This window comes from Prochlorococcus sp. MIT 1300 (genome assembly GCF_034092375.1).
In the GTDB taxonomy this organism is placed as follows: Bacteria; Cyanobacteriota; Cyanobacteriia; order PCC-6307; family Cyanobiaceae; genus MIT-1300.
On record NZ_CP139302.1, the window covers coordinates 1,434,512 to 1,459,841 of the forward strand.

The following is a 25,330-nucleotide window of genomic DNA, read 5'->3' on the forward strand; positions in this document are numbered from 1 at the left end:
TGCTAGTGCTCAAATGTATTTGTAAAGCGTAATATATCGAGCTCTGCTATTACTGGGATACACTTAAAACATCGTTTTGCAAGCTCGTAGCGACCTTCCCTAAGGAGCATTGATTCAAGCCGTTCTTTTGCTTTAAGTAGATATCTTGTGTCATTGGCTGCATATAAAAGTTGTTTGTCCGTAAGACCACCATGGTTGCCCCAGTCGCTACTTTGGGCTTGTTTGTCAAGTTCAATGCCAACAAGTTCTAGTATTAAATCCTTAAGGCCATGCCGAGGCGTATAGGTTCTTGCAAGTTTGCTGGCTATTTTAGTGCAGAAGAGAGGACTTGTTTTAATATTTAGACCATTAAGTATTGCGGCAAAATCAAATCGAGCGAAGTGGAAAACCTTCTCAATAGATTGACTCTCTAAAAGCTCTTTCAGCTTAGGCGCAGATTTTTGCCCAATGGCAATTCTGACACATGCAACTTGATCTGATGGGTCGCAAATCTGAACTAAGCAGATTCTATCTCTTCCGTGAATCAGCCCCATGGCTTCGGTGTCTATAGCTAGTGCGGAGGCTTTGCGATAGTTTTCAAGCCAAGTATCATCAAGGTCCCCATCAAAGATTGCAAATTCCTTAGGCCTAGTAGGGGGATTCTTCATTTTTCAAAGAGGTTCCGCGGAGAAGTTTGCCTTGACAAGCCAATAATTGTCTAGTCCTGGATGAACCAGGTAATGCTTTAGAAAGAATACTATTCATATTGAAACCAGTTTTGATTATTCCTTGTAAATGAACCTTTCGCTTTGTGTTTTGTTTAAGCTAGTTGTTGGGTGAGCTTTGTTTAGCTTGGGTAACTTTGCTCAAGCAAATAGCGTAAGGCCCTCAAAAATCCTTCTGCGTTCAGGTTTATTTTTCAAGGGTTGATAAACCGTTGGAGCATCTGGATGCATATCATTTTCATTATTGGGAATGTCCAAAGTTTTTACTTCAACGCTTTTGCTCACAGTCTTGCTTGCTATAGGACTGGTTTTTTTCTTGCGTGCGGCAAGTAAAGATAGAACCACTGTTGTTGATGTGCATTCTCCTAGGCCTCCTCTAGAAGTTTTAAAAGGGGTAAGCCTTTGGTTGGAAGAACGAGGGTGGCAGAGAGACGGCGGAGATTTAGAGCGGCAGTTGTTGCGTTTTAAGGGCAATGTCGATTCGAGTAGGCCTTTGGCATTCTTTTTGTCATTACTAGGAGGCCTTGGAGCTGCTTGTCTTGGTTTAGTTCTTAGGCAGTTGTATCCATGGTTGGGTTGGTGGCCTCTCTTGCTTGCTGCTTTTGGTGCACCATTGGCAGGCTTTATTTATAGGACTCGTGCTAGTCGTGAAGAGATTGTTGAGTTGAGATTAATGAAGGGTTTAGATAATGGAAGCAGTACCTTGCGGTTAAGAGCCCATCGAGATGAGTTGATTGCTATGGAGCTCGAGCTTGCAGACAAGTTGGAATTGGCTAGTGATGGTTCACTACTGTCTTCGCCTATCTGAGTAATTAGATGGCGCATTGTGGGTTTTTATATAGGACTCCTAAGCTTTTTTTGGGCGCGTTTTTTATTGGATTAAGTACCTGTGCGTTTGTTTTACCTGCTAAAGGCCCTAAGCCCCCAGAGAGTAAACATCCTTTAACAGGTTCATTTGTTAATTTAAAAGCAGAATGGATTGGCAATATTGAGCTTCCCAGGTCAACCTCAATATTGTGTTTGGCAGGTCATGCAGATTCACAGGGAATAGATGGCGCTGGTACTCCAGGAGAGGCAGTTGATTTGTTTAATGCCTCTCCCATGGATTCCACAATGCGAGATGAGCTTTATTGGAATTTGAGAGTTTGCGAAGCTTTAGTGAAGTTGGGACGCAAAAAAGGATTAAATATAAGTTTTTATGACCCTAAATCCCGGCAAATTGTTGATGAAAATGATCCTCGAACTAATTGGTCAGTAGGTTCAAAATTTGCACAAAAAGGTGGATATGTTTTTGAAATACATTTTGATGCTTATCGGCATCATGGTTATGGATCTGGTTTGATTCCAGCTATATCAAGACCTCTAAATAGAATCGATGAGAGTCTTGCAAGAAGCTTTGGTCGCTATCCGAAATTATTTCGAGGAGGTCTTGGTGGGCCTAAGCGCAATATTGGAATTCTTGAAGTTGGGAAGCTTGAGGGGGTGTTGGAAAGAAGTCTCCGTAACCCAAGCTCAAGAGAAATCACGCTAAATGCTATTGCAATGCGTATTTTGATTGCTGTGATGGAAGGATTGCCTGTAGAAGAAGTTTCTAGTCAATAGCTTCAAAAGGCCGACAATGCTCAGCAAGAGAAGTGTCCCCCAGCCAGTCTTGAGGTTTGGTGAATAGTTTTGTAAGTAATTCTTCTCGGGAACCTTCAGGTGGTTGGTAGCCATATTCCCATCTTGCAAGTGGGGGTAAGGACATCAGAATTGATTCCGTTCTTCCGTTGGTTTGCAACCCAAAAATAGTGCCCCTATCCCATACGAGATTGAACTCCACGTAACGTCCTCTTCGGTAAAGCTGGAATTCGCGTTCTCTATTCCCAAAATTTTTATTTTGACGTTTTTCAATAATTGGTAGATATGCAGGAAGAAAGGCTTTCCCACAGGCTTCTGCTAATTGAAATAACTGATCCCAAGTTTTAGTTGATGTACCTATTTCCTGAGAGGCTTTTGAGGCAGGCCCATTGGGACTTTGGCCTTTATATAAACCCCCAGAGCCATCTTGATAGTCGTAAAAGATCCCTCCAATTCCTCTAGTTTCTTGTCGGTGTTTTAAGAAAAAGTATTCATCGCACCAGAGCTTAAAAACTTTATGAAGTTCTGGGCTTACAGAGTTGCAAGCTTTTTGATGTTCTCTATGAAAATGGCGAGCGTCTTCTAAATAGGGGTAATAAGGAGTGAGGTCTGCGCCCCCTCCAAACCACCAAACAGGACCAGCTTCGAAATAACGGTAATTGAGGTGGACGGTTGGTATATAAGGGTTGCGGGGATGCAAAACCATTGATGTACCCGTAGCGAACCATGGATGGCCTTTAGCTTCTGGTCTTTGATTAATGATTGATGGTGGCAACTCTTTCCCATGTACCTCAGAAAAGTTGACTCCACCTTGTTCAAAGATTTTCCCTTCAGTCATTACTCGAGATCTACCACCACCTCCTTCAGGGCGTTCCCAAGATTCCTCCTGAAACTTTCCTAGACCATCAATTTTTTCTAGTCCTTCACAGATCTCATCCTGGAGGTTTAGGACTAGTGAGCGCGCTTTTTCTCGTGAATCTGAGGGTGGCATTGAAGTCATTTTTGGCGGTCTTGGCTGAAGTCTTTTCACCAGTGAGGTGGCTAGGAGTGTCCGTTAACAGGCCCAAAAACAAACCACCTTTTATAAACTTTATAGGGATGCGCTTTTGCTTTTTTAAAACTCTGGAAGTAGTTACGCTCTGAATTATGTTCAATTAATTGGACCAGCCTCGTAGGATCTAACTCGTATTTAATGCCAGTTATGACCCTTGCCGACCAGGCGAAAGTAGGCCTAGATCGTATTAAAGACTCCGGTAGCGGTAGATCAGTGCTTGAACTGGGATGGGTTGATCAGATCAGAGTGGACCCCCCACGAGCAATAGTTCGGCTAACTCTGCCAAATTTTGCACTAAGTCAAAGAGATCGTCTTGCTAGGGAAGTAAGAACCTTTTTGGCTGATTTGGACGGCATTAGTGAAGTTCAAATTGAGCTGGGTGATTCAAGTACTCCAAGTGAGGGTCAAATAGGAAGTGCAGGCCATGGGCAAGTTGCTGAAAGACAAGCTATTAAGGGTGTAAAAAATGTAATTGCTATTAGCAGTGGGAAAGGTGGAGTTGGTAAGAGCACTGTTGCTGTAAATCTTGCTTGTGCCTTAGTTAATCAAGGGCTCAAAGTTGGTTTGCTTGATGCTGATATCTATGGACCTAATACTCCCATCATGCTTGGTGTTGCAGACCAGACTCCAGAGGTCCAAGGAACAGGCTCTGATCAAAGAATTGTCCCTATAGAAACTTGTGGGGTTGGAATGGTTTCGATGGGGCTATTAATTGAGGAGAGTCAGCCAGTTATTTGGCGAGGGCCAATGCTTAATGGAATTATTCGTCAGTTTCTTTATCAAGCTGATTGGGGTGAACGTGATGTATTGGTAGTAGATCTCCCCCCAGGCACAGGAGATGCTCAGCTCTCTTTGGCGCAAGCGGTGCCTATGGCTGGAGTAATTATTGTTACTACACCTCAAAAGGTTTCGCTACAAGATGCGCGAAGGGGCTTATCAATGTTTAAGCAGATAGGTGTAACAGTACTGGGTGTGGTTGAAAACATGACTGCTTTTATTCCTCCTGATCAACCAGAACGTAGCTATGCACTTTTTGGTTCTGGTGGGGGTGAGCAACTGGCCCAAGAAAATAATGTTCCCTTATTGGCAAAGGTGCCTTTAGAAATGTTTCTTCAGGCAGGTAGCGATGAAGGTGCACCGGTCGTTCAATCACGACCAGACTCCTTTAGCGCTAAAGCTTTTGAAGAGTTGGCTAGTTTTGTTGTGCAGAAAGTTGTCTGACCATTTTTATTATGTTTGCCAGGCTTGAAAGACGAACTAAAGCATATTTCTACCGGCGAAGCGGCTTTACAAAAAAGTTGGAAGAAAACGATTTAATTCTATGGGGATGCTCGATATTTCTTGTTGCCTTAGCCGGTATCTTGATTGCTAGTACTCAAAGACAGGCTAACTATGCTGATTGGTATCAACACTGGATAACTGCTGGAGTAGGAGTCTTTTTAGCTATCCAACTTCAGAGAATTCCTTTGCATCTTATTCGCCCATTATTAATTCCAATTTATTGCTTAACAAGCTTTAGCTTGATAGCTGTCAGAATCATTGGCTCATCAGCTCTTGGAGCTCAACGTTGGATAAACATAGGAGGTTTTAATGTTCAACCTTCTGAATTCGCAAAATTAGCTGCAATTCTGTTACTTGCAGCAGTTTTAGAACGTTTTCCTATTGGGAAGGCTATAGATCTTTTAAGGCCTATTAGTGTGATTTCGATGCCTTGGCTGCTGGTATTTATTCAGCCTGACTTGGGGACTTCTCTTGTGTTTGGTGCTGTTCTAATTGCAATGCTTTATTGGGCAGGAATGCCATTGGAATGGGTTTTCCTTTCTTTTTCTCCATTGATAACGGCAGTTTTTTCAGGGATATTTCCATGGGCTTTGTTGGTTTGGATACCTTTGATCGTTTTTCTTGCCTATAGATCTTTCTTTAATAGACTTGCGGCAAGTTGGATCACTATTTTATTGCAGATAGTTGTTGCTTTTAGTACGCCCTGGATTTGGAATAACCTTCTGAAGGATTATCAACGTGATCGCTTAATTCTTTTTTTGGATCCTTCGAAGGACCCGTTAGGGGGTGGATATCACTTATTGCAAAGCTCAGTTGGAATTGGTTCTGGCGGTATATTTGGTACAGGCTTATTGCAGGGTCAACTTACAAAGTTGAGGTTTATTCCTGAACAACACACCGACTTTATTTTTAGTGCTCTAGGAGAAGAAACTGGTTTTGTTGGAACTATTTTTGTTTTAGTGGTATTTCTACTTTTTATTTGGCGTCTCTTGAAAATTGCGAGGCAAGCTCGGACTGATTTTGAATCTCTCGTAGTAGTTGGGATTGGAACAATGTTGATGTTTCAGGTAATAGTGAATATATCTATGACAATAGGTCTTGGCCCTGTGACTGGTATACCGCTTCCGTTTTTGAGTTATGGGCGCTCAGCTTTGTTGACAAATTTTTTAGCGCTTGGTTTTTGCCTTTCCGTTTCTCGTAGTTCACGCACTATCAGTAGAAACTGGTGAACGATTTCATTACTCATAGTGCCATTCGCGAAAGAATGTCAGATGGTGTCCTCCAGGGTCGCGTAGATGATTCCATTGTCCGGAGGCTTTGGTGGGCAGCTCTTGAAACCTTGCAGGAAGACATATTGCTTCCTATGGAGCTAAGTGCAGGGTTATGGGTGGCTTCGCCTTTGCCTGCGCTATATGACTCCAGACTCCTAGAGCAATTACAAGGATGGGTGTGGGCGCCTGATCAATTAGAGGGCTTCCTTTTGCCGCAAGGGGGTTTGTTGCCCCCTGCGCAAGTGCGGACTGTGAAGGAAGAAACTCATTTGGGCTTTGGTTCTTATAAATGTTTCCCTCTTCGAGAGGATGATGGCCAAGATCCACTTTTATTGATTATTACCTCTGAGCTGCAAGTAGCCCTTGCAATAAAAGGTGAACCTGGCAAAAGGCAGTTGCTTATGCGGAGTGACCCAGAAACTTTGAGTGATTTGCTTGCCATGCTTGATAAGCGACTGAATCAGGAGGACCCACAAGAAGCATTGGCATTGAGGGACAAACTTTCCAGCTTAGGTCGCTTGAAAAGCAACTTGGATTTAGAAAAGATCTTTTGGCCATTAGTGTCTGAGCGATTGGCAGGCATGGCTCCCAGCTTGACTTTGCAGCCTCTTCAAGAGACTTCTTCCTCGAATCCATCAAATGAAGAAATCAGCTCTGAATTAACACTTTTGGAGGCTCTTACACATGAAGTCCGAACTCCTCTTTCGACTATTAGGACTCTTATAAGGTCTTTGCTTAGAAGGAAAGATCTTCCTGAGGTGGTTTTCACTCGACTTAAGCAGATTGACGTTGAATGTACCCAGCAAATCGATAGGTTTGGTCTCATTTTTAATGCTGCGGAGTTGCAAAGACAGCCGTCTTCCGAGAAATCTCTTTTAGCTCGCACTGATTTAGGGGAAATGCTTGTGATGCTCAATCCGGTTTGGAGCCAGCAGCTAGAAAGCCGTGGACAGACTCTTTTACTTGATATCACTCCAGATTTGCCTCAGGTTCTTAGTGACTCTGAAAGATTGGAGCCGATGTTAGGTGGTTTGATTGATCGCTGTAGTCGAGGTCTTCCTTCTGGTAGCAGTCTTTCTTTGCTTCTAAGAGCCGCTGGTCATCGTTTGAAGCTTCAAATTCTGACTCATGTCCCTAATGCAAGCAAGAACAGTTCTTCCGACAATTTTTCCAATTCTGAACTTGGTCCAGTTTTAAGTTGGAATCCAAATACAGGAAGCTTGCAATTGAGTCAAGCAGCTACTCAAAGAATGCTTGCGAGCTTGGGAGGAAGGCTGACACATCGCAGAGACAGGGATTTGACGATTTTCTTTCCAATAGAACATGAGAATTGATCTCTTTTTGGAATGTCGCAATGTTGACGGGTGTGAAGGTTGACACCCACATGTGTCCTAGGTCATAAAGCACGGTGCTACTTTTCACATGTAACGCCATGCCGGTTTCTAGAGAACAGTTATGACAGAAGCACTAAAAGGAAATCTCCCACAGTGCATCGGCAGTACAGGAGGACTTCTAAACTCCGCTGAGACTGAAGAGAAATACGCAATCACCTGGTCCAGTTCAAAAGCTCAGGCTTTTGAACTGCCTACCGGGGGCGCGGCAATCATGAATGAGGGTGACAACCTCATGTATTTTGCTCGTAAAGAGCAATGCCTTGCTTTAGGTACTCAACTACGTACCTTTAAGCCAAGGATTGACGATTACAAGATTTACCGCATTTTCCCTGGTGGTGACACAGAGTTTCTTCACCCCAAAGATGGTGTGTTCCCTGAAAAAGTTAATGAGGGAAGGCCTATCGTGAATCACAATGCTCGTCGCATTGGTGAAAACCCTAACCCTGCCAGTATTAAGTTCACTGGTAAGAATACCCACGACGCCTGAAGATATTCCCTTAATTTTGAGTAGGGGGTCCTTAAGTTCACAGCACGGGCTGCGAGGATTCCCCAATGATCAGATCTAATACTGCAGATTTCATGGATGCTGCTTCAGGTGGCTCCACTTTTGTACCGTTGGCTGAAAGTTGGCCAGCAGATCTTGAGACACCATTGACAACCTGGTTAAAGGTGGGAGCAGACAAGCCCCCAGGGGTTTTGCTTGAATCTGTGGAAGGCGGAGAGTCTTTAGGAAGATGGAGCGTTATTGCTTGTAACCCTTTATGGCAAGCAACATTTCGGGGAGAAAAATCAATACGTAACTGGAGAGATGGAACAATTGATGAGTCAATAGGTAATCCCCTTGAGATCCTGCGCAAATGGTTGTCTCTCTACAAGACTGAGCCATTACCAGGCTTGCCTCCCTTAGGCCAGTTGTTTGGGATGTGGGGATTTGAATTGATTGAATGGGTGGAACCCTCTGTGCCAGTCCATCCGAGAGGAAAGGATTCACAACCAGATGGAATATGGATGCTGATGGATGGCATCCTCATATTTGATCAAGTTAAAAGGGTGATCACTGCTGTTGCTTATGGAGATTTGACGAGCGGGCAATCCGTTGAAGAGGCTTTGAGAAAGGCTCAAGGGCGAATAAAGGAATTGAAATCTCTTATGGCTGCCCCTTTACCTGCCGTTAGTCCATTGAATTGGAAGGCAGCGGGGAAGAAGCCTACCCCTACTAAAAGTAATTTTGGTCAGAAGCGATTTGAATCATCCGTACAAATTGCGAAGGAGCATATTGCAGCAGGCGATGTCTTTCAGCTTGTTCTTAGTCAGCGCCTGGAAGCAAAAGTATCGCAAAAACCAATTGAGTTGTATCGGAGTCTTCGTATGGTAAATCCCTCTCCATATATGGCCTTTTTTGATTTTGGTGATTGGCAACTTATTGGCTCTAGTCCAGAAGTGATGGTTAAAGCTGAGCCTTGTCAAGATGGAATTAGGGCAAGTTTGAGACCAATCGCGGGGACACGTCCTAGAGGCTCGAATAAAATAGAGGACCTGCAATTACAAAAGGATCTTCTATCTGACCCCAAAGAATTGGCTGAACATGTGATGCTTGTGGATTTAGGGAGAAATGATTTGGGTCGTGTATGTAGTGCAGGGAGTGTTGAAGTCAAGGAATTGATGGTTATAGAAAAATACTCTCACGTAATGCATATCGTTAGTCAGGTTGAAGGCTTTCTCCAAGAGGGGAAAGATGTTTGGGATTTATTAACAGCTTCCTTCCCTGCAGGAACTGTTAGTGGTGCGCCAAAAATAAGAGCAATGCAACTTATTAATGAGTTAGAACCGGATGCTAGAGGGGCGTATTCTGGAGTTTATGGTTCAGTTGATTTGGTAGGTGCATTAAATACTGCTATCACGATTAGAACTATGGTTGTCACACCTAGTCCTGAAGAGGGCTTTATAGTCAGAGTCCAGGCTGGAGCAGGGGTTGTGGCAGACTCTATCCCTACCTCTGAATACGAAGAAACTCTCAACAAAGCCAAGGGAATGTTAACTGCTTTGGCTTGCCTTGAAAAATGATAGTGATGAATCAGTTGTTATTGAAAGGGTTTGAAGTAGAACTCTTTACTGGAAGTCCTAACGGTCAAAATGTTGGAGTGGCTGTAGAAGTTACACGTGACCTCCATGATTTTGTAAAAGAGCCTGATCATCGCAATATTGAATACATCACTAGTCCAATAAAAGATTATGCTCTTTTGAGTGAGGCTCTTCTTGCCCCACGAAGGAGATTGAGAGAATGGCTTTCTTTGAAAAATTTAACGATTCTTCCTGGCAGTACCTTGAGTTTGGGTGATAGTGAAAGGTTCGAGCGTTCCGACCCGGTTAACCCATATCATGATTTGATTGAAGCCACTTATGGAACGCGTGTAGTCACAGCCAGTATTCATATAAATCTTGGCATAGAAGATTTGTCTGTCTTGTTTGCAGCATTGCGATTAGTTCGTTGTGAAGCTGCTTTATTTCTTGCTCTTTCAGCTAGCTCGCCTTTTTTAAATGGCTTAAGTACAGGGATGCATTCACAAAGATGGGTTCAGTTCCCTTTGACTCCATTAAATGTCCCACTATTTGCAAACCATGGTCACTATGTTAGTTGGGTTGAAGAGCAGCTTGAAACTGGGAATATGACTAATGAGCGGCATTTTTGGACTTCGGTAAGACCTAATGGACCTAAACGTCCCTATCAGTTAAATCGGTTAGAACTTCGGATTTGTGACTTAATTACTGATACAAATGTGCTCTTGGCTGTGACTGCATTGTTGGAGCTGCGAGTTTTGAGCATTGTTCGGAGTCCAAATCTCAACGATCCATTTCTAGCTAGTCAATTGGATAAATATGAGCTTGCAGAATTGAGCAATAAGAACGATGTTGCTGCCGCTGAAGCGAGTTTAAATTCAACATTGCATCATTGGCGCGATGGAAGTTCAATCGTGTGCAGAGAATGGCTTGATCAAATCCTGGAGGAGGTCACGCCACTTGCTGTTGAGATGGGGTTAAGTGATCAATTAAAGCCTTTGTATTCGGTTATCACTCACGGTAATCAGGCCATGCAATGGCTAGAAGCTTATTCAACAGGTCAATCGGTAGAAGCAGTGCTCCAGAAAAGCATTGTTGCTATGCAGGCAGAAGAAACGTTTACAGGCAGGGGAGGGGTGATGTTGGGATGATCATGCTGCAGCCAGAATCTGATAATGCTTCCATGAAGCACTCCTCACCTCAATCTTGTCAGCAAGATCGCGATAGAGGTCAGGTATTGAGTGAGGAGACTTCAGGTCGGCTTTTGAAGCAACGCTTAGAGTTGGTTGAAGATCTTTGGCAGACGGTTCTTAGAAGTGAATGTCCACCTGAACAAGCAGAGCGATTATTGAGGTTGAAAAAGCTTAGTGATCCCATTGGTCTAGAGGAAGGAAACTCGAATAGTACGAGCGTTGCGATTGTGCTTTTGATTCGAGAGATGGATCTGGCAGAGGCAATTTCAGCTGCAAGGGCTTTTTCTCTTTATTTCCAGTTAGTTAATATTCTCGAGCAACGGATTGAAGAGGATAGTTATTTAGAAAGTATTAATAAGATAAATACTAATGAAGATGAAGAGCTTTTTGATCCATTTGCGCCTCCATTAGCCAGTCAGACTGATCCAGCCACTTTCCGTGAATTGTTTGAAAGGCTTCGGAGATTAAATGTTCCTCCTGCCCAATTGGAGACTCTTCTTTCCGAACTGGATATTCGTTTGGTCTTTACTGCTCACCCTACAGAAATTGTGCGACATACTGTGCGACATAAGCAGCGAAAGGTGGCAAGCCTTTTGCAGCAATTGCAATCTGATAAAGTTTACTCTGACTCTGAAAAAGGAAGTCTTAGGCTCCAGTTAGAGGAAGAGATAAGGCTTTGGTGGAGAACAGATGAGTTGCATCAGTTTAAGCCTTCTGTGTTGGATGAGGTTGATTACGCACTTCATTATTTTCAGCAGGTTTTGTTTGATGCAATGCCTCAACTTAGTAGACGAATTAGTTCTGCTTTGCGTGCTAGTTATCCAGATGTAGATATACCTCAGGCGGGCTTTTGTACCTTTGGATCATGGGTGGGCTCTGATCGAGATGGGAATCCTTCAGTTACTCCTGCGATTACTTGGCGTACAGCTTGCTATCAGCGTCAATTGATGCTTGAGAGATATGTAACAGCTGTTAAATGCCTTAGAGATCAATTAAGTATTTCTATGCAATGGAGTCAAGTGAGTTCTCCTTTGCTTGAATCTTTAGAGATGGATAGGCTTCGTTTCCCGGAAGTCTACGAGGAACGTGCCGCACGTTATAGATTGGAACCTTATCGCTTGAAACTCAGCTATACGCTTGAAAGGTTAAGACTTACACAGCTTCGTAACCAACAATTAGCAGAGGCAGGTTGGCAGACACCTCCAGAAGTAATTAGCCCTCTAACTGCTACGAACTCGGCAGGCGAGTCTTTTCATTATGGATCTGTTGCTGAATTCCGTAGTGATCTGGAATTGATACGTAATAGCCTTGTAAGTACGGCTTTAAGTTGTGAATCATTAGACACTCTTTTGACTCAAGTTAATATCTTCGGCTTTTCTCTAGCAAGTTTGGATATACGTCAAGAAAGTACCAGACATAGTGATGCCTTAGACGAGCTCACGCGTTATCTAAATTTGACTAAATCATATGGAAACATGTCTGAGGATGAGAAAGTTAGTTGGTTGATGGAGGAGCTGCAAACTCGAAGGCCATTAATACCTTCAGCTGTTGATTGGTCTCCAAGTACTTCTGAGACAGTTGCAGTTTTTAGAATGTTGCATCGATTGCAGGAGGAATTTGGGAGTCGGATTTGCGGAACTTATGTGATTTCAATGAGTCACACAGTTTCAGATCTTTTGGAAGTTCTTTTATTGGCTAAAGAGGCAGGCTTGGTGGACCCTTCAGCAGGAAATGCTGATTTATTAGTTGTTCCTCTGTTCGAAACTGTTGAAGACCTTCAAAGAGCTCCTTCAGTGATGGAAGAGCTCTTTAAGACTGATATATATCGAAATTTGCTCCCTCGAGTTGGTCAGCAAGTACAACCCCTTCAGGAATTAATGCTTGGGTATTCAGATAGTAATAAAGATTCTGGTTTTCTTTCTAGTAACTGGGAGATTCATCAAGCACAAATTGCTTTACAAGATCTTGCTTCTCGACAAGGTGTGGTTCTTAGACTTTTTCATGGTAGAGGTGGCTCTGTGGGTAGAGGTGGTGGACCAGCATATCAAGCAATTTTGGCTCAACCAAGTGGGACATTGCAAGGTCGAATAAAAATCACTGAGCAGGGTGAAGTGCTTGCTTCTAAATATAGTTTGCCGGAGTTGGCTTTATATAATTTGGAAACTGTGACTACTGCTGTTTTACAAAATAGCCTTGTAAAGAACCAACTTGATGCAACTCCAAGTTGGAATGACCTTATGACCAGATTGGCCGCACGTTCTCGTGAACATTATCGTGCGTTAGTTCATGATAATCCTGACTTGGTAGCTTTTTTCCAGGAGGTCACTCCTATTGAAGAAATCAGTAAGTTACAGATTTCTAGCCGACCCGCGAGGAGAAAGAGTGGAGCTAAAGATCTTTCTAGTTTAAGAGCTATCCCATGGGTATTTGGATGGACGCAAAGTCGTTTTCTTTTGCCTAGTTGGTTTGGCGTAGGAACAGCCTTGGCAGCTGAAGTTGAAGCAGATTCTGATCAATTAATTCTATTGCGCACACTTAATCAACGCTGGCCTTTTTTTCGAATGTTGATTTCTAAAGTTGAGATGACTCTTTCCAAAGTTGACTTGGAACTTGCTCATCATTATATGGCGAGTTTAGGGAGTGCAGATAATCGAGAGGCCTTTAATGGGATCTTCGAAATTATTGCTAAGGAATATGGCCTTACTAGGAAATTGATTCTTGATATTACTGGTCACAAAAGACTACTTGGAGCAGATCCTGCGCTTCAGTTATCGGTTGACCTCCGTAATCGCACTATTGTTCCTCTTGGTTTTCTCCAAGTGGCATTACTTAAGAGATTGCGTGATCAGAATCGTCAGCCCCCTATAAGTGAATCTCCTTCCTCAATGTCAGATGGAAGAACCTATAGCCGTAGTGAGCTTCTTAGGGGTGCATTACTAACTATTAATGGAATTGCTGCGGGAATGCGTAATACGGGTTGATAAAACTTTGTTTCGTTTGACACCTAATTCTTCTTCGCCAGAACTCCCTATTGGCTTTAGCTTGGATTGGGAAAAAGTACCCAATCCTGATGATTTGAATCGATTACTTTCTTTGTGCCATGAATCAACACATCCTAATGAGAAATTGACTTTAGCTTTACAAAGGAGTTTTTGCCATTTGAGTATATTAGAAGAAAAGACATTCAAGCTTGTTGGCTTCGTGAGAGCTACTAGTGACATGGGGTTAAATGCAAATCTTTGGAATCTTGTAGCTCTTCCTGGTCAACAGCAACATCATTTCTTTTCGGTGTTAATTTTTCAAATGCTTGGAACTTTGAAGCGTCAGATGCCTGGATGTAGCATTTCTGTTTCTGGTTCCTCTATGGCGTTAGGAGCTTTGAAGGATTATGGTTTTTTAGTGGACCCAGGGGGAATTAGAGCTATGGGGTTAAGGCTCAAATAAGCCTTGTTGAATTTCAAAGATTTACGAGCATGGAGGGACTCGAACCCCCGACCCTCAGAACCGGAATCTGATGCTCTATCCAACTGAGCTACATGCCCTTGATAAGGCCTCGTACCACTAATAGAGCAAGACTCATCAGTGGCATATATCAAGTTACCTTAATCACAAGCTGCTAACACTTCCATGCGGCTTCAACGGCTAGAACTAAGTGGGTTTCGAAACTATGAGAGCCTTCAGTTGGATTTGACTGAACGCAGGCTATTGATCACTGGACCTAATGGAACTGGAAAATCAAATCTCTTAGAGGCTGTAGAGCTCGTTGGTAGTTTGCGCTCTCACCGTTGTAGCAGAGATCAAGATCTTATTAATTGGGATTCAAATAAGGCGATAATTCGTGCGATTGCAAATGATAATGAAAGCCTTGAGCTGGAACTGAAACGAAAGGGTGGGCGCCAAGCAAGAAGAAACGAAAAGCTCCTTGGCAGGCAACTGGATTTAATTGGCCCCTTGAGGTGTGTTGGTTTTAGTTCTCTTGATCTTGAATTGGTAAGGGGTGAACCTAGCCTTAGAAGAAATTGGTTGGATCGAGTTGTACAGCAACTGGAACCAATTTATTCAGACTTGATTACGAGATATACCAAGCTTTTAAGACAAAGATCTCAACTATGGCGAAATTGGCAGCAATGGTCATCAATCCATGAGAGGGACTCGATGCTTGATGCTTTCGATGTTCAATTGGCCTTAGTAAGTACTCGTATACATCGTCGGCGGGCTAGAGCTTTGGCACATTTACAGCCATTGGCTGCAACTTGGCAACAGACACTTAGTAAAGGTCAAGAAAGTTTGGAGTTGGTTTATATGCCTGGAAGTTGTTTAGAGGGGGAAGAGGCTGAGCAGCCTTGGAGATTTTCCATTGAAAAGCAGCTATTAGCTCAGCGCGCAGATGAGGAGAGATTAGGCGCTTGTCGCGTTGGTCCTCATCGGGATGAAGTGGGCCTTTTACTCAATGGAGTTGTCGCTAGGCGCTTTGCTTCTTCCGGGCAACAACGCACTGTTGTTCTTGCATTGAAACTTGCAGAACTTGAATTGGTTGGGCAGGTCTTTGGAGAGCCCCCTTTATTGTTGCTTGATGATGTGTTGGCTGAATTAGATCCGATGAGACAGATGCTCTTGCTTAAGGCTGTAGGGGAGACTCATCAATGTTTAGTAAGTGCCACCCACCTGCAATTGTTTGAGGGTGATTGGCAAAAGCATTCTCAAGTGCTTCGAGCTGAGTCGCTTAATTCAATTTGAGGCGTCAGTTAAGGTAGTCAGCCTTTCCCCTTGGCCAGATGGAGCACATTTTGTCTTGCCTGCATCCGAATCCAGGATGGGACCATGCTGACTGTCAGGAGTTTTCTTGCTCAGCTGCTGATGGTTCGACAGATATGGTTGGCAAGCATTGCATCCTCGAATTGTATGAATGCGATAAAGCAAAACTGAATGACGAAGCGTTTTTGAGGACTTCTATAACATCAGCTGCAAAGGGGGCTGGGGCAACACTTTTAAATTTAATTACTCATCGATTTGAGCCCCAAGGGGTCACTGGTTTGGCTCTTTTAGCTGAATCCCATATTTCCATTCATACATGGCCAGAAAGTGGTTATGCAGCAGTCGATGTATTTACTTGTGGAGATCACACAATGCCAGAACTGGCATGCGAGTTTTTAAGGCGAGAGTTTTCTGCTAAAAGTTTCTCTCTAAAAAGCTTTAAGAGAGAAACGCCTGAATCCTTAACAAAGGAAATTAGAACTCCAATAGAAACTTCTGGCAGATATCGCAACAGCTAAGATCTGAAAATTTATTATTTTTTAGATCTTATTTTGATTGAGCGGTTTAACTTTCCACTGATTAATCCTTCAAGATCTAAAGTTACTGTATTGAATCCTAGTTTAAGGAAATAGTCTACAATTTCTTTTCTATTTATGTTATATAGGAAGTCGCCAATGCGCTCCGAAGGTAATTCAATAGATGCGCTTAAGCCTTGAACTCTTACTCTTGATATAGGGAATCCATTGTTTCTTAGCCAGCTTTCTGCTTTATTCACTTGAGATAAAAGTTCAGAGCTGATCATTTGCCCATATGGAAAGCGTGACGATAAACATGGTTGTGCTGGTTTTTCCCACCAGGGGAATCCAAGTGCTTTTGAAATTTTGCGAACACCAATCTTCGAGATGCCTAAATCTGCTAATGGTGAAATTACGCCTGCTTTTTTTGCTGCTTCGATCCCTGGACGATAATCGGCAAGGTCATCATGGTTGACTCCATCAATAACCTGTGAGCCTTGGGAGGCTTGTGCAATGACCTTCAAATGTGTATGCAGTTCCTTTTTGCATGCAAAACAACGATCTTCTGGGTTCTCGTTATACCCAGGATCTTTTAGTTCATTGGTTTCACACTCAATATGACGAATGCCTATCCATAAGGCTTGTTTTCTTGCTTCAACTAGAAGATGGGGTGCCAAGGCTGGAGATACACCTGTAATGGCTAAAGCATCTGTGCCTAGTTGTTCTTGCGCTATGGCTGTGACAAGAGTGCTATCCACGCCTCCTGAATAGGCAACACAAACATGCTTCAGTTGTGCAATATTCTTTCGTAAGAGATTCAGTTGGTCTTGTTCGAATTTCGGTAGAGCCTCCAATTGGCGAAACAAGCTACCTTTTGCATTTCGTTCAACCATCATTTCTCTCGTCTTGTTCTGGTTAAGCTCCAAAAGTAAATCGATCCTTAGATGGAGTCATCAACGGACAAAGGAAGCAATTCAACAACTAGTCAATCTTCTCGAGCCAAAAGGGCTAGAGGGATTGGGATTGTAACGGCTTCTGATAGTCAGGAGCGATTACAGGGCCAGCTTCACGTTTATGACGGTGATGGGAAGGGGAAAAGTCAGGCTGCCTTAGGTGTTGTTTTACGCACGATTGGATTGGGCATATGTGAAAAAAGGCGTACAAGAGTTTTGTTATTAAGGTTTTTGAAGGGGCCTGGGCGCTCTTACGACGAGGATGCTGCGATTGAGGCTCTGCAGCAGGGCTTCCCTCATTTAATTGATCAGGTCCGTACTGGACGGGGAGATTTTTTTACTGCTGAAGAGGTAACCAAATTTGATCTTCAGGAGGCTCGTCGAGGTTGGGATATCGCAAAGGGAGCTATCGCAAGTGCTCTTTATTCGGTCGTTGTACTTGATGAGTTAAACCCTGTTTTGGACCTTGACTTGTTACCTGTAGAAGATGTTGTCCAAACACTTAAAAGTAGACCTGCAGGCATGGAAATAATTATTACTGGTAGAGCTGCGCCAAAGGATTTAATTCAAGTCGCTGATTTGCATTCAGAAATGCGTGCACATAGGCGGCCTGAAAATAGTGAAATTAACATTTCAAATCTACATATGAATGGAGGAATTGAGGTTTATACAGGAGAAGGAAAGGGGAAATCTACCAGTGCATTAGGTAAGGCTTTGCAGGCCATAGGTAAAGGAATTAGCCAGGATAAAAGTCATCGAGTATTGATTTTGCAATGGTTGAAAGGCGGAACTGGTTATACCGAGGATGCAGCAATTGAGGCTCTCCGCGAGAGTTACCCGCATTTAGTTGATCATCTTCGCTCTGGGAGGGATGCGATTGTTTGGAGAGGGCAACAAAAACCGATTGATTATGTTGAAGCTGAAAGAGCTTGGGAGATAGCTAGGGCTGCAATAACTAGCGGACTCTATAAAACAGTTATACTTGATGAATTGAACCCAAGTGTTGATTTAGAATTACTACCTGTTGAACCAATTGTTCAAACTTTGCTGCGTAAGCCAGCCGAAACTGAAGTGGTAATTACTGGAAGATGTAAAAATCCCCCCGCTTATTTTGATTTAGCAAGTGTCCATTCCGAAATGGTTTGTCATAAGCACTATGCAGAACAAGGAGTTGACCTTAAGCGGGGTGTGGATTATTAGTTTCTGCATTCCATGCATCTATCCCTCCAATTACATTAATTCCTTTAATGCCATGGCGAGAAAGCTCTCGAATGGCTTTAAGGGACCTATGACCACTTTTGCAATGGATAAAGAGTTTTCGCCCTTTAGCCATTGCTTTGATTTCTTCTACTAATTCCCCATTCTCTATTTGTGAAAGAGGGTATAGTTTAGCCCCTTTGATGGAAGATATTTGATTTTCATGAGGCATTCTTACATCTATAAGAATTATTGAGTCTGGGTTTTCCGACATCATAATTTTTAACTTTCCAGCTGATATGGTTTCAATCTGATTAGTGATTTCAAGATCTTTGCTTGTATCCTTTGATTGGCAAAATTTCTTGTAGTCGATTAAATTAGTTATTTTTGCACTATTGGGATTTTTCTTGAGCTTTAGTTCTCTAAAATGCATATTTAGTGCATTAAAAACCAGCAATCTTCCGTTTAAAATGGATCCAATCTCTGTAATTATTTTGATAACTTCAGAGGCCTGTATAACACCAATTAATCCAGGCACTACTCCTATAACACCAGCCTGTGCACATGAAGGAATCAGTTCTTCTGGGGGAGGCACAGGCAGTAGATCCCTATAGTTTGGGCTATTTTTCGTAAGATTAAATACTGAAACTTGCCCTTCAAACTGCTGGACTGAGCCATAGACATTTGGCTTCTCTAGGATCACACATGCATCATTTAATAAATAACGTGATGGGAAATTGTCTGTACAATCGCAAACAATATCATAGGGTTTAATTATTTCTAGAGCATTTGTTGGCGAGATCTTTTCATTGTATAAGTTTATCTGGCAAAAAGGGTTGATTTCAAGTAAGCGTGCTTTGGCAGATGCAGTTTTGTTTTCCCCTATCCACTCGGTTGAATGGATTATTTGCCTCTGAAGATTGGATTCTTCAACAATATCAAAATCTACTATTCCTATTTTGCCGACTCCTGCAGAAGCTAGATAAAGCAAAAGAGGTGAGCCAAGTCCGCCACTTCCTACGCAAAGAACTGAAGAGGCTTTGAGTTTCTTTTGTCCTTCAATCCCAATCTCTGCAAGTGAGAGGTGCCTTGCGTATCGCAGCAGCTCTTTATTACTTAAAGAAGTTTCGTCGGCAATGTCATGGGCCATTTATTTTGTCCTTGCTTTCACTATGCTCTTACTAGTTCTCAAAATGCGCCACTCGCTTAGGTGCAGAGGACTGGCCTCCTGGGAGCCACCAGGATTGAATTAGTCCAGTTTTTGAAAGAATCACCATAAGCCTTGGAGAAGATGCCCAGAAACGATCTGTACGTGAAGGTATAGCTTCTCCCAATGGGTGAGAGTGTGCTGACCCTAAAACTTCCCAATTGTGCTTCCGAGCCCAACGTTGTGCGTGTAATTGTTCTCTTGGGTCAATTAAAAAATGGTTGGCTTTGGAAAAATGGTCATCGCGGTTAAATCTTTGAGGATTGAGCCGTTCAATTAGGGCGAATGAGTTGTCTCCCCAAATATTGCAGCATGGCCAGATAAGTCGAACATTCCAGATCTTCTTTGACCCTGATATATCAGATTTTTCGTGGTCTCCTACTAATAGTGCGCAGCCTTCTTGCGGTGCTACTGCAAGCAGACTTTCACGGAGAACTATCAGGCAATCGCCATCGAATTTCAGAACCCCTGGCATTACATAGATGTATTCGATATTCTCAACACATATTTGCATTCAGTGTTGTGTTCATGAGCGACTCAAGTCCTGAGGCAAGCAATGCCTCGACTAACGACACTTCCAGTATGGGCAATGAAACTAGCAACGGCGATGAGAACAGTTTCTCAGAGCGATACAGCCAGGTAATGGGATCAGTCAATCAGACCCTTAATCAAGTTGATTGGGGGCAAATGGGTAAATACGGAAAAGCGGTTGGAATTATTGCTGTTGTAGTCATTGCACAGGTGATTATTAAAGGTGTAATTGACACCATTAATCTCCTGCCTGTAGTCCCAGGGCTTCTTGAGTTGCTGGGAGTTGTGGTTCTTGGGCAGTGGAGTTGGCAGAATTTGACTACTAGTGAAAAGCGCAACGCTGTCTTTGAGAGGGTTCAAAATCTCCGTAAGGAGTATTTGGGTTAATTATTTAGGCTTTGCTTTCAATTTAAAGTTTTGCGATTAGCCGTTCCAAACTTTTTAGTCTGGAATAGCATTGTTTTTGATATGAACCACCAAAAAGATTTGCATGATTCAACAGATGATAGAAATTGTATAGCTCAATTCTTGTTTCGGCAGATTTAGGTAAAGGCCAGACTTTTTCATATGCAAGATAAAAATCCTGTGAGAATCCTCCGAATAATTTGGTCATTGCAATATCTACCTCTCTATCAGCCCACCATGATGCTGGATCTATGAGCACACCTCTGCCATCTTCTAATGAAAAGGCATTACCACTCCATAAATCACCATGAACTAATGATGGTTTTGGTTGGTGATCATTAAGGAAATTTGTTAGACCTTCAAGTGTCTGCTTGATACCTGACAGCTCTAATCCCCAAGATCTTGCAAGACTTAATTGTGGATTTAATCTTAGTTTGACAAAACAGTCTCCCCAACATTTTTCCCAGCCTCCTGGCTGTGGCCCTGCACCAATAAATCCGTCTTCATTCCAGCCATAGTTGCCAGGGTTTTGTAACGCAGAAGATTGGTGTAATTTGGCAAGGCCACTCCCTAGAGTTCTTTGACTTTTGTTTTCTAACTTCAGCCAAGGTAGAACTAACACTGCTGAGTTCGAGATTTGCTGAACACATATTGGCTGCGGAATATGCATTAAGACTGGATCAGCAAAGCGTTTGAGAATGTTCAGGCCCTCTGCTTCTACTAAGAACATTGGTAGAGCAGATTTTGGACCACACTTCACGAACAGTTTTTCATCTTTTTCAAGGGTCAGCTTCCACGCCTGATGAAATGATCCTCCTGATATAGCTTCAGTTACTTTAATTTTTTTATTTGCCAAAGCTTTAGTGTTGGCAAATAGTTCTTCCCAAATTACTTTGTTCATAAGATCATCTCTTTAGGTTTTTTCTCCGTTGGTTCATGCTTGAGGAACCTGTCGTAGTTATAGGTGGAGGGGTTGCTGGACTCACTGCAGCAGCTTTGTTAGCGCATAAAGGTATTCAAGTAACTCTGTTGGAAAGTCATCATCAGGTAGGTGGTTGTGCAGGTACTTTTCAGCGGGGGCCTTATGTTTTTGATGTAGGTGCAACTCAGGTTGCTGGTTTTGAGCCAGGGGGTATCCACAGCAGAATCTTTAACTTTTTGAACTTACCTTTGCCTAATGCTGAGGTTTTAGATCCAGCTTGTTTAGTTGACTTGGGTGACGGGTCAGAGCTCATAAGGCTTTGGTATGACCCTAAGCAATGGAAAGAAGAACAAGAATTGCATTTTCCTGGAGCGCAATCCTTTTGGAAGTTGTGTGCTGGTTTACATAAAAGTAATTGGGGTTTTGTTAGTAGGGATCCTGTTCTCCCTGTGCGTGATAGTTGGGATTTTGTACAGCTTTTGCAAGCACTGCGGATAGAAAATTTGCCTTCTGCATTGTTTAGTCGGCTTTCTGTTGGAGATCTGATGAGTTTGGCCGGTTGCGCCCAAGATGATCGACTCAGGAGATTTTTGGACTTACAACTTCGTCTTTATTCTCAAGAGCCAGCGAATCGCACAGCAGCTCTTTATGGAGCAACTGTATTGCAAATGGCTCAGGCCCCTCTTGGACTATGGCACCTTGAAGGCTCTATGCAGGTACTGAGTGAATTGTTATTGGAGAGCTTTAAGAGAGATGGAGGTGAATTACTTTTAAATCACCGAGTAGTGTCTCTAGATATTATGTCTAAAGGCTTTGATTGGGAGTTAAATGTAATCAGATTTAGACGAAATGCTGTTACTATTAATGCACGTGATGTTGTATTTAGCTTGCCTCCCCAGTGCCTTTTAAGTTTGGCTCCGCAACATTTATTAAGGAAATATCCAGCATATTTCAATTGCCTTTTAGAATTACCTTGTCCTAGTGGAGCTCTTGTTTTATATGGTGCGGTTGAACGTCACTCACTGCCTCAACTCTCTTCTTCTCACATTCAACTAAGTAATGAAGATCTGGGCTCTATTTTTATTTCAATAAGCCGTGATGGTGATGGCAGGGCACCTATAGGTTATGCAACGATTACTGCAAGCATTTTCACTAAGGTTTCGGAATGGTCTGAACTGTCAGAGTCTGATTACCAGGCCCGGAAAAAAGATTCACTCTTTGCTATTAGAGGGGCAGTGGAATGTTGGTTGGGAATTCCATCTGATCACTGGTTGCACCAAGAGTTAGCTACACCGAAAAGTTTTGCCAAATGGACAGGAAGACCAAAAGGGATTGTAGGTGGATTGGGACAAACTCCAAACAATTTTGGTCCTTTTGGATTGGCCAGTAGAAGCCCTATAGATGGACTTTGGTTGTGTGGAGATTCTATTCATCCTGGAGAGGGCACTGCTGGAGTTAGTCAATCTGCTTTGATGGCTATTCGTCAGTTACTTGCTAAGCGTGGCTCTCAATTATCTTTTCCTTGAAAATCATTTTTTTGCCTTTTAAGAAAAGATTTACGGGATCTTTGAGTTTGCTTTAATTCATTCTCTAATACTCCCCATTGTTCTTTTGATATTTCTTCTTCAATAGCCCTTAAATTGAATTTATATTCATTTAGATACTCCAATATTGCTTTTGTATTGTTCATAGCCATTGAAGTCCCCAAAACCGGATTACCACCCCCTACTCTTGTTGTATCTGCAAATCCACTGGAGGCAAGTCGCTCGGCTAACTCTCGCACTTCTGCGTCAGCTACTTCTTCAAGTGTACGTAGTAAAGCGGCACTAACTAATACTGGAAGATGAGAAATAAGTGCGGCCGCCTGATCATGTTTTTCTGCTTTGGTAATTATCCACTCGCTTCCTAAACTATTGGCTAGTTGACATACAACTTCCAATGATTCTTGATTGGTAGATTTCTCGGGAGTTGTGACCCAAGGTCGACCTTTGAACAATCCCTTTTGGCCTGCTTCGACTCCCGCATTATTTGTTCCAGCCATTGGATGACTGGCAACAAAATTGGGATGTAAGTCCCTCCAAACCTTAAGAACCGGTACTTTGACAGAACCAACATCGGTAATAACCCCCTCAGGGGGTAATGCCTGAATAAGAGCATCTTCTGGCTTCAATAGAGTGGCTAATGGTTGAGCAAGTATGACAAGACTGCAATCTGAAAGGACTTTTGGGTCTGTACTAATGACAGTCGCAAGTTTCCTGCTCTTTGCTTTTTCAGCTGTGCTTGCTCGATGAGTGAGTCCTTTGACTAGCCATCCATTGGCTTGCAGATCAAGGCCTATAGACCCGCCAATTAGTCCTAGCCCAACAATGCCAACTGACTTTTGTGGTTCCTTCATTAATTAAACGCTAAAAATGGGGTTTTATGTTGAGCTTCTTGACCAACATGGAGAACTACTTGATTGGGATTAATAGGTTTCCCCAATGTTGGAAGCTCGTGTTCACTGTCAACTTAAGCATCTATTAGATGGGGAGACCTCTTCATGGCCTCATGATTTGACCTTGGGCCGCTTAATCGCCAGGAGCCTTAGGAGGAAGGACCATACCCTTATTCAAATTGGTCCTTTGAGTTACGACTTTTGGTGGTTAGGTCTTTTGCTCCCACTGTCTCTAGAGGATTGTGGTGCTGTATTGGTTATTAGTGATGAACAAAGAAGGAATCTTTTGGGACATCAGCTGTTAAGACTTCAGAGAAAAGGATTTATTTTGCAGGTTTGGGAAGATAAAAACCCTGCTCCTAATGATCAAATTTGGTTATTAAATTCAACAGAATTAATTAACGCCTATCAAAATAATTTTCTTAATTCTAAGCAAATTATTATTCCTGAGGCACATTATTTAACACAAAGGCTCCGCGATGCAATGACTATATCAGTTAGTTCGGATGACTGGGATCAGTTGCTACTAAGTAATTATCAAATTGGACCTTTAATATTATCTTTATATGAGAGAATGAGCCGTAGGATTTTTGCACAGGTTGGTCTTTATGATCGCAAAATAAGAGTCGATTTAAGTGAAATACATTTATTGCAAAAAGCTCTTAGTAATTCTTCTTTTTTGCCAGTCCCTTGGGAAGAGGTTTTAAAGGTCGACAACGACAACTGGGTAAGTTGGGTTGTCGTTGACCGTCATTCTTTGAGTTGGGATTTGAATATTCAGCCTTTAGAGCCATTGCAAAATCTTCCAGGTCTCTTGAATGAAAACCCTAGCCTATTAATTTCTGAGACTGGAAGGTCTGGGATTTTATTTGAAGAATTAAATGCCATAAATTTTTCTCCAAAAGTGCAGGTTAAACTTCAAAAGTCTGATTCTTTGAAGGCCATACCTTTATATGCACCTCAGGTGCAGCCTGTACCAAATTCTCCTGTTTACCCTCAACATATTCTAGAACAGTCTAGACGCCTCATTCTTGGACAATTAGGGATAACAATTATTTTATTAGACGATCTTGCTCTTTGTAGAAAATTGACTAGTGAGTTAGCTGCAGTATTTGGGAAAAGAGTAGTTCATGAGACGATATGTATTCAAGAAAATAGTGTTATTTGTTGTCGCTGTTCTTGGTGGTTAAGTCATTGTGAGCAATTGCCTTTTCCTAAACAAATTATTGTTGCTTTGCTGCCTTTGCCAAGCTTAGAGTCACCTATTACTGCTGCACGCGTTGACGCTTTTAAACGTGATGGTCGCGATTGGTTCCGTAGTCTTTTGTTGCCTGAAGCCTTGGCTTTGTTGACCCCTTCGATTGCGTCACTTCGAGTAAATCAAGGAAGATTAGCGATATTGGACGGACGTGTTCGTTTACGTAGTTGGGGTAAGCAAGTTTTGAGTACGTTGGAGCCCTGGATTCCGCTTCAACGTCTTCTGCCTCATTAAGCGTTCTAATCTTTGTGAGTTTCTAATCGCTCAATAATTCAATGGGAGAAGCCAAACGCCGCGCCGATCAAGGCCTTCCTCCAAGACAGAGCAAAGCAACTAGATCTAAGCAGGACACCTCTCCAAGGATTTTTCCTTGGTTACCTATTACTGAGAATCAAAAAAATCAGTTTTATGCAGTCACTATTCGTGGTGGCTGGATTGGTATTGGCCTCCTTGTCGCTGTTTGGGTTGTAGTGCGTTTTGTCGGTCCCGCAGCTGGTTGGTGGACTCCGGCTGATGCTAGATAATTATTAATAGGCCATAGATGACCTAATTGAATCCAATATTTCTTGTTTTCAAGT

At 42.6% G+C, this 25,330-nt stretch carries 24 protein-coding genes and 1 tRNA gene; 17 read left to right on the plus strand and 8 right to left on the minus strand.

All coding sequences use genetic code 11. The annotated features are described in order from the left end of the window. Positions 1–2 precede the first annotated feature (2 nt). Positions 3–647: a ribonuclease D gene (locus SOI83_RS07400; RefSeq protein ID WP_320676051.1), complete on the minus strand. Its 645-nt coding sequence runs from the start codon at positions 645–647 to the stop codon at positions 3–5. A 307-nt stretch (positions 648–954) separates the two neighbouring features. On the opposite strand from SOI83_RS07400, the gene SOI83_RS07405 reads away from it, so the two are divergent. Next, the gene (locus tag SOI83_RS07405) at positions 955–1,512 is read left to right on the plus strand and encodes a cofactor assembly of complex C subunit B (protein ID WP_320676052.1); all 558 of its coding nucleotides are present in this window, start codon (positions 955–957) and stop codon (positions 1,510–1,512) included. 50 nt (positions 1,513–1,562) lie between these two features. Further along, positions 1,563–2,306 (plus strand): N-acetylmuramoyl-L-alanine amidase, encoded by a 744-nt coding sequence (locus tag SOI83_RS07410; RefSeq protein WP_320676053.1) that lies wholly within the window; start codon positions 1,563–1,565, stop codon positions 2,304–2,306. Here the strand turns inward: SOI83_RS07410 and hemF are convergent. Continuing rightward, positions 2,296–3,315, minus strand: coding sequence for an oxygen-dependent coproporphyrinogen oxidase (gene hemF / locus SOI83_RS07415; protein WP_320676054.1), 1,020 nt, complete (start codon positions 3,313–3,315; stop codon positions 2,296–2,298). The genes SOI83_RS07410 and hemF overlap by 11 nt on opposite strands. Before the next feature lie 210 nt (positions 3,316–3,525). Between hemF and SOI83_RS07420 the strand changes: the two genes are divergently transcribed. The 8 genes from SOI83_RS07420 to SOI83_RS07455 all read left to right on the plus strand — a co-directional run bounded on the left by SOI83_RS07420 (position 3,526) and on the right by SOI83_RS07455 (position 14,019). Next, positions 3,526–4,599 (plus strand): Mrp/NBP35 family ATP-binding protein, encoded by a 1,074-nt coding sequence (locus tag SOI83_RS07420; protein ID WP_320676055.1) that lies wholly within the window; start codon positions 3,526–3,528, stop codon positions 4,597–4,599. A gap of 11 nt (positions 4,600–4,610) precedes the next feature. Next, positions 4,611–5,888: a rod shape-determining protein RodA gene (gene rodA, locus SOI83_RS07425; protein ID WP_320676056.1), complete on the plus strand. Its 1,278-nt coding sequence runs from the start codon at positions 4,611–4,613 to the stop codon at positions 5,886–5,888. Then, positions 5,885–7,264: a sensor histidine kinase gene (locus SOI83_RS07430; RefSeq protein WP_320676057.1), complete on the plus strand. Its 1,380-nt coding sequence runs from the start codon at positions 5,885–5,887 to the stop codon at positions 7,262–7,264. The genes rodA and SOI83_RS07430 overlap by 4 nt, the downstream gene beginning before the upstream one ends. A gap of 121 nt (positions 7,265–7,385) precedes the next feature. Further along, a complete protein-coding gene (locus SOI83_RS07435) occupies positions 7,386–7,811 on the plus strand; it encodes a photosystem I reaction center subunit II (RefSeq protein WP_320676058.1) in 426 nt (141 codons plus the stop codon). A 65-nt stretch (positions 7,812–7,876) separates the two neighbouring features. Beyond that, complete coding sequence (locus SOI83_RS07440; RefSeq protein ID WP_320676059.1) at positions 7,877–9,388, plus strand: anthranilate synthase component I family protein; 1,512 nt, start codon at positions 7,877–7,879, stop codon at positions 9,386–9,388. 5 nt (positions 9,389–9,393) lie between these two features. Then, positions 9,394–10,533 carry a glutamate--cysteine ligase gene (gene gshA, locus SOI83_RS07445; protein ID WP_414153447.1) on the plus strand — a complete coding sequence of 380 codons (1,140 nt, stop codon included), beginning with the start codon at positions 9,394–9,396 and terminating at the stop codon, positions 10,531–10,533. Continuing rightward, entirely contained in the window at positions 10,530–13,556 is a 3,027-nt protein-coding gene (gene ppc, locus SOI83_RS07450) for a phosphoenolpyruvate carboxylase (RefSeq protein ID WP_320677711.1), read from the plus strand. Before gshA ends, ppc begins: the two co-directional genes overlap by 4 nt. Continuing rightward, on the plus strand, positions 13,522–14,019 hold the full coding sequence (locus SOI83_RS07455; protein ID WP_320676061.1) for an N-acetyltransferase: 498 nt from the start codon (positions 13,522–13,524) through the stop codon (positions 14,017–14,019). The genes ppc and SOI83_RS07455 overlap by 35 nt, the downstream gene beginning before the upstream one ends. Positions 14,020–14,043: 24 nt before the next feature. Here SOI83_RS07455 and SOI83_RS07460 read toward each other — a convergent pair. Further along, a tRNA-Arg gene (locus tag SOI83_RS07460) sits at positions 14,044–14,117 on the minus strand. Positions 14,118–14,202: 85 nt separating this feature from the next. On the opposite strand from SOI83_RS07460, the gene recF reads away from it, so the two are divergent. Beyond that, the gene (recF, locus tag SOI83_RS07465; RefSeq protein WP_320676062.1) at positions 14,203–15,312 is read left to right on the plus strand and encodes a DNA replication/repair protein RecF; all 1,110 of its coding nucleotides are present in this window, start codon (positions 14,203–14,205) and stop codon (positions 15,310–15,312) included. Positions 15,313–15,350: 38 nt separating this feature from the next. Further along, positions 15,351–15,848 carry an adenosylmethionine decarboxylase gene (speD, locus tag SOI83_RS07470; protein WP_320676063.1) on the plus strand — a complete coding sequence of 166 codons (498 nt, stop codon included), beginning with the start codon at positions 15,351–15,353 and terminating at the stop codon, positions 15,846–15,848. Between the two features lie 14 nt (positions 15,849–15,862). On the opposite strand, the gene larE is transcribed toward speD, so the two are convergent. Then, entirely contained in the window at positions 15,863–16,738 is an 876-nt protein-coding gene (gene larE / locus SOI83_RS07475) for an ATP-dependent sacrificial sulfur transferase LarE (RefSeq protein ID WP_320677712.1), read from the minus strand. A gap of 51 nt (positions 16,739–16,789) precedes the next feature. Between larE and SOI83_RS07480 the strand changes: the two genes are divergently transcribed. Continuing rightward, positions 16,790–17,998: a cob(I)yrinic acid a,c-diamide adenosyltransferase gene (locus SOI83_RS07480; RefSeq protein ID WP_320676064.1), complete on the plus strand. Its 1,209-nt coding sequence runs from the start codon at positions 16,790–16,792 to the stop codon at positions 17,996–17,998. On the opposite strand, the gene moeB is transcribed toward SOI83_RS07480, so the two are convergent. Next, positions 17,976–19,145 (minus strand): molybdopterin-synthase adenylyltransferase MoeB, encoded by a 1,170-nt coding sequence (gene moeB, locus SOI83_RS07485; RefSeq protein WP_320676065.1) that lies wholly within the window; start codon positions 19,143–19,145, stop codon positions 17,976–17,978. The two genes, SOI83_RS07480 and moeB, sit on opposite strands and share 23 nt — an antisense overlap. 31 nt (positions 19,146–19,176) lie before the next feature. Beyond that, positions 19,177–19,677, minus strand: a complete 501-nt coding sequence (locus SOI83_RS07490; RefSeq protein WP_320676066.1) for a M67 family metallopeptidase — start codon at positions 19,675–19,677, stop codon at positions 19,177–19,179. Between the two features lie 53 nt (positions 19,678–19,730). Here SOI83_RS07490 and SOI83_RS07495 point away from each other — a divergent pair, with 53 nt between their 5' ends. Continuing rightward, positions 19,731–20,120 carry a CAAD domain-containing protein gene (locus SOI83_RS07495; RefSeq protein ID WP_320676067.1) on the plus strand — a complete coding sequence of 130 codons (390 nt, stop codon included), beginning with the start codon at positions 19,731–19,733 and terminating at the stop codon, positions 20,118–20,120. A gap of 22 nt (positions 20,121–20,142) precedes the next feature. Here the strand turns inward: SOI83_RS07495 and SOI83_RS07500 are convergent, their stop codons facing one another. Next, positions 20,143–21,039, minus strand: a complete 897-nt coding sequence (locus tag SOI83_RS07500; RefSeq protein ID WP_320676068.1) for a fructosamine kinase family protein — start codon at positions 21,037–21,039, stop codon at positions 20,143–20,145. A gap of 35 nt (positions 21,040–21,074) precedes the next feature. On the opposite strand from SOI83_RS07500, the gene crtD reads away from it, so the two are divergent. Continuing rightward, positions 21,075–22,586 (plus strand): C-3',4' desaturase CrtD, encoded by a 1,512-nt coding sequence (gene crtD / locus SOI83_RS07505; protein ID WP_320676069.1) that lies wholly within the window; start codon positions 21,075–21,077, stop codon positions 22,584–22,586. Here crtD and SOI83_RS07510 read toward each other — a convergent pair. Next, on the minus strand, positions 22,568–23,455 hold the full coding sequence (locus SOI83_RS07510) for a prephenate/arogenate dehydrogenase (protein WP_320676070.1): 888 nt from the start codon (positions 23,453–23,455) through the stop codon (positions 22,568–22,570). The two genes, crtD and SOI83_RS07510, sit on opposite strands and share 19 nt — an antisense overlap. 85 nt (positions 23,456–23,540) lie before the next feature. Here SOI83_RS07510 and SOI83_RS07515 point away from each other — a divergent pair, with 85 nt between their 5' ends. Together SOI83_RS07515 and SOI83_RS07520 are read left to right on the plus strand one after the other, a co-directional pair. Then, a complete protein-coding gene (locus tag SOI83_RS07515; RefSeq protein ID WP_320676071.1) occupies positions 23,541–24,986 on the plus strand; it encodes a helicase in 1,446 nt (481 codons plus the stop codon). A gap of 41 nt (positions 24,987–25,027) precedes the next feature. Beyond that, positions 25,028–25,276, plus strand: a complete 249-nt coding sequence (locus SOI83_RS07520) for a DUF2839 domain-containing protein (protein ID WP_320676072.1) — start codon at positions 25,028–25,030, stop codon at positions 25,274–25,276. Positions 25,277–25,330 lie beyond the last annotated feature (54 nt).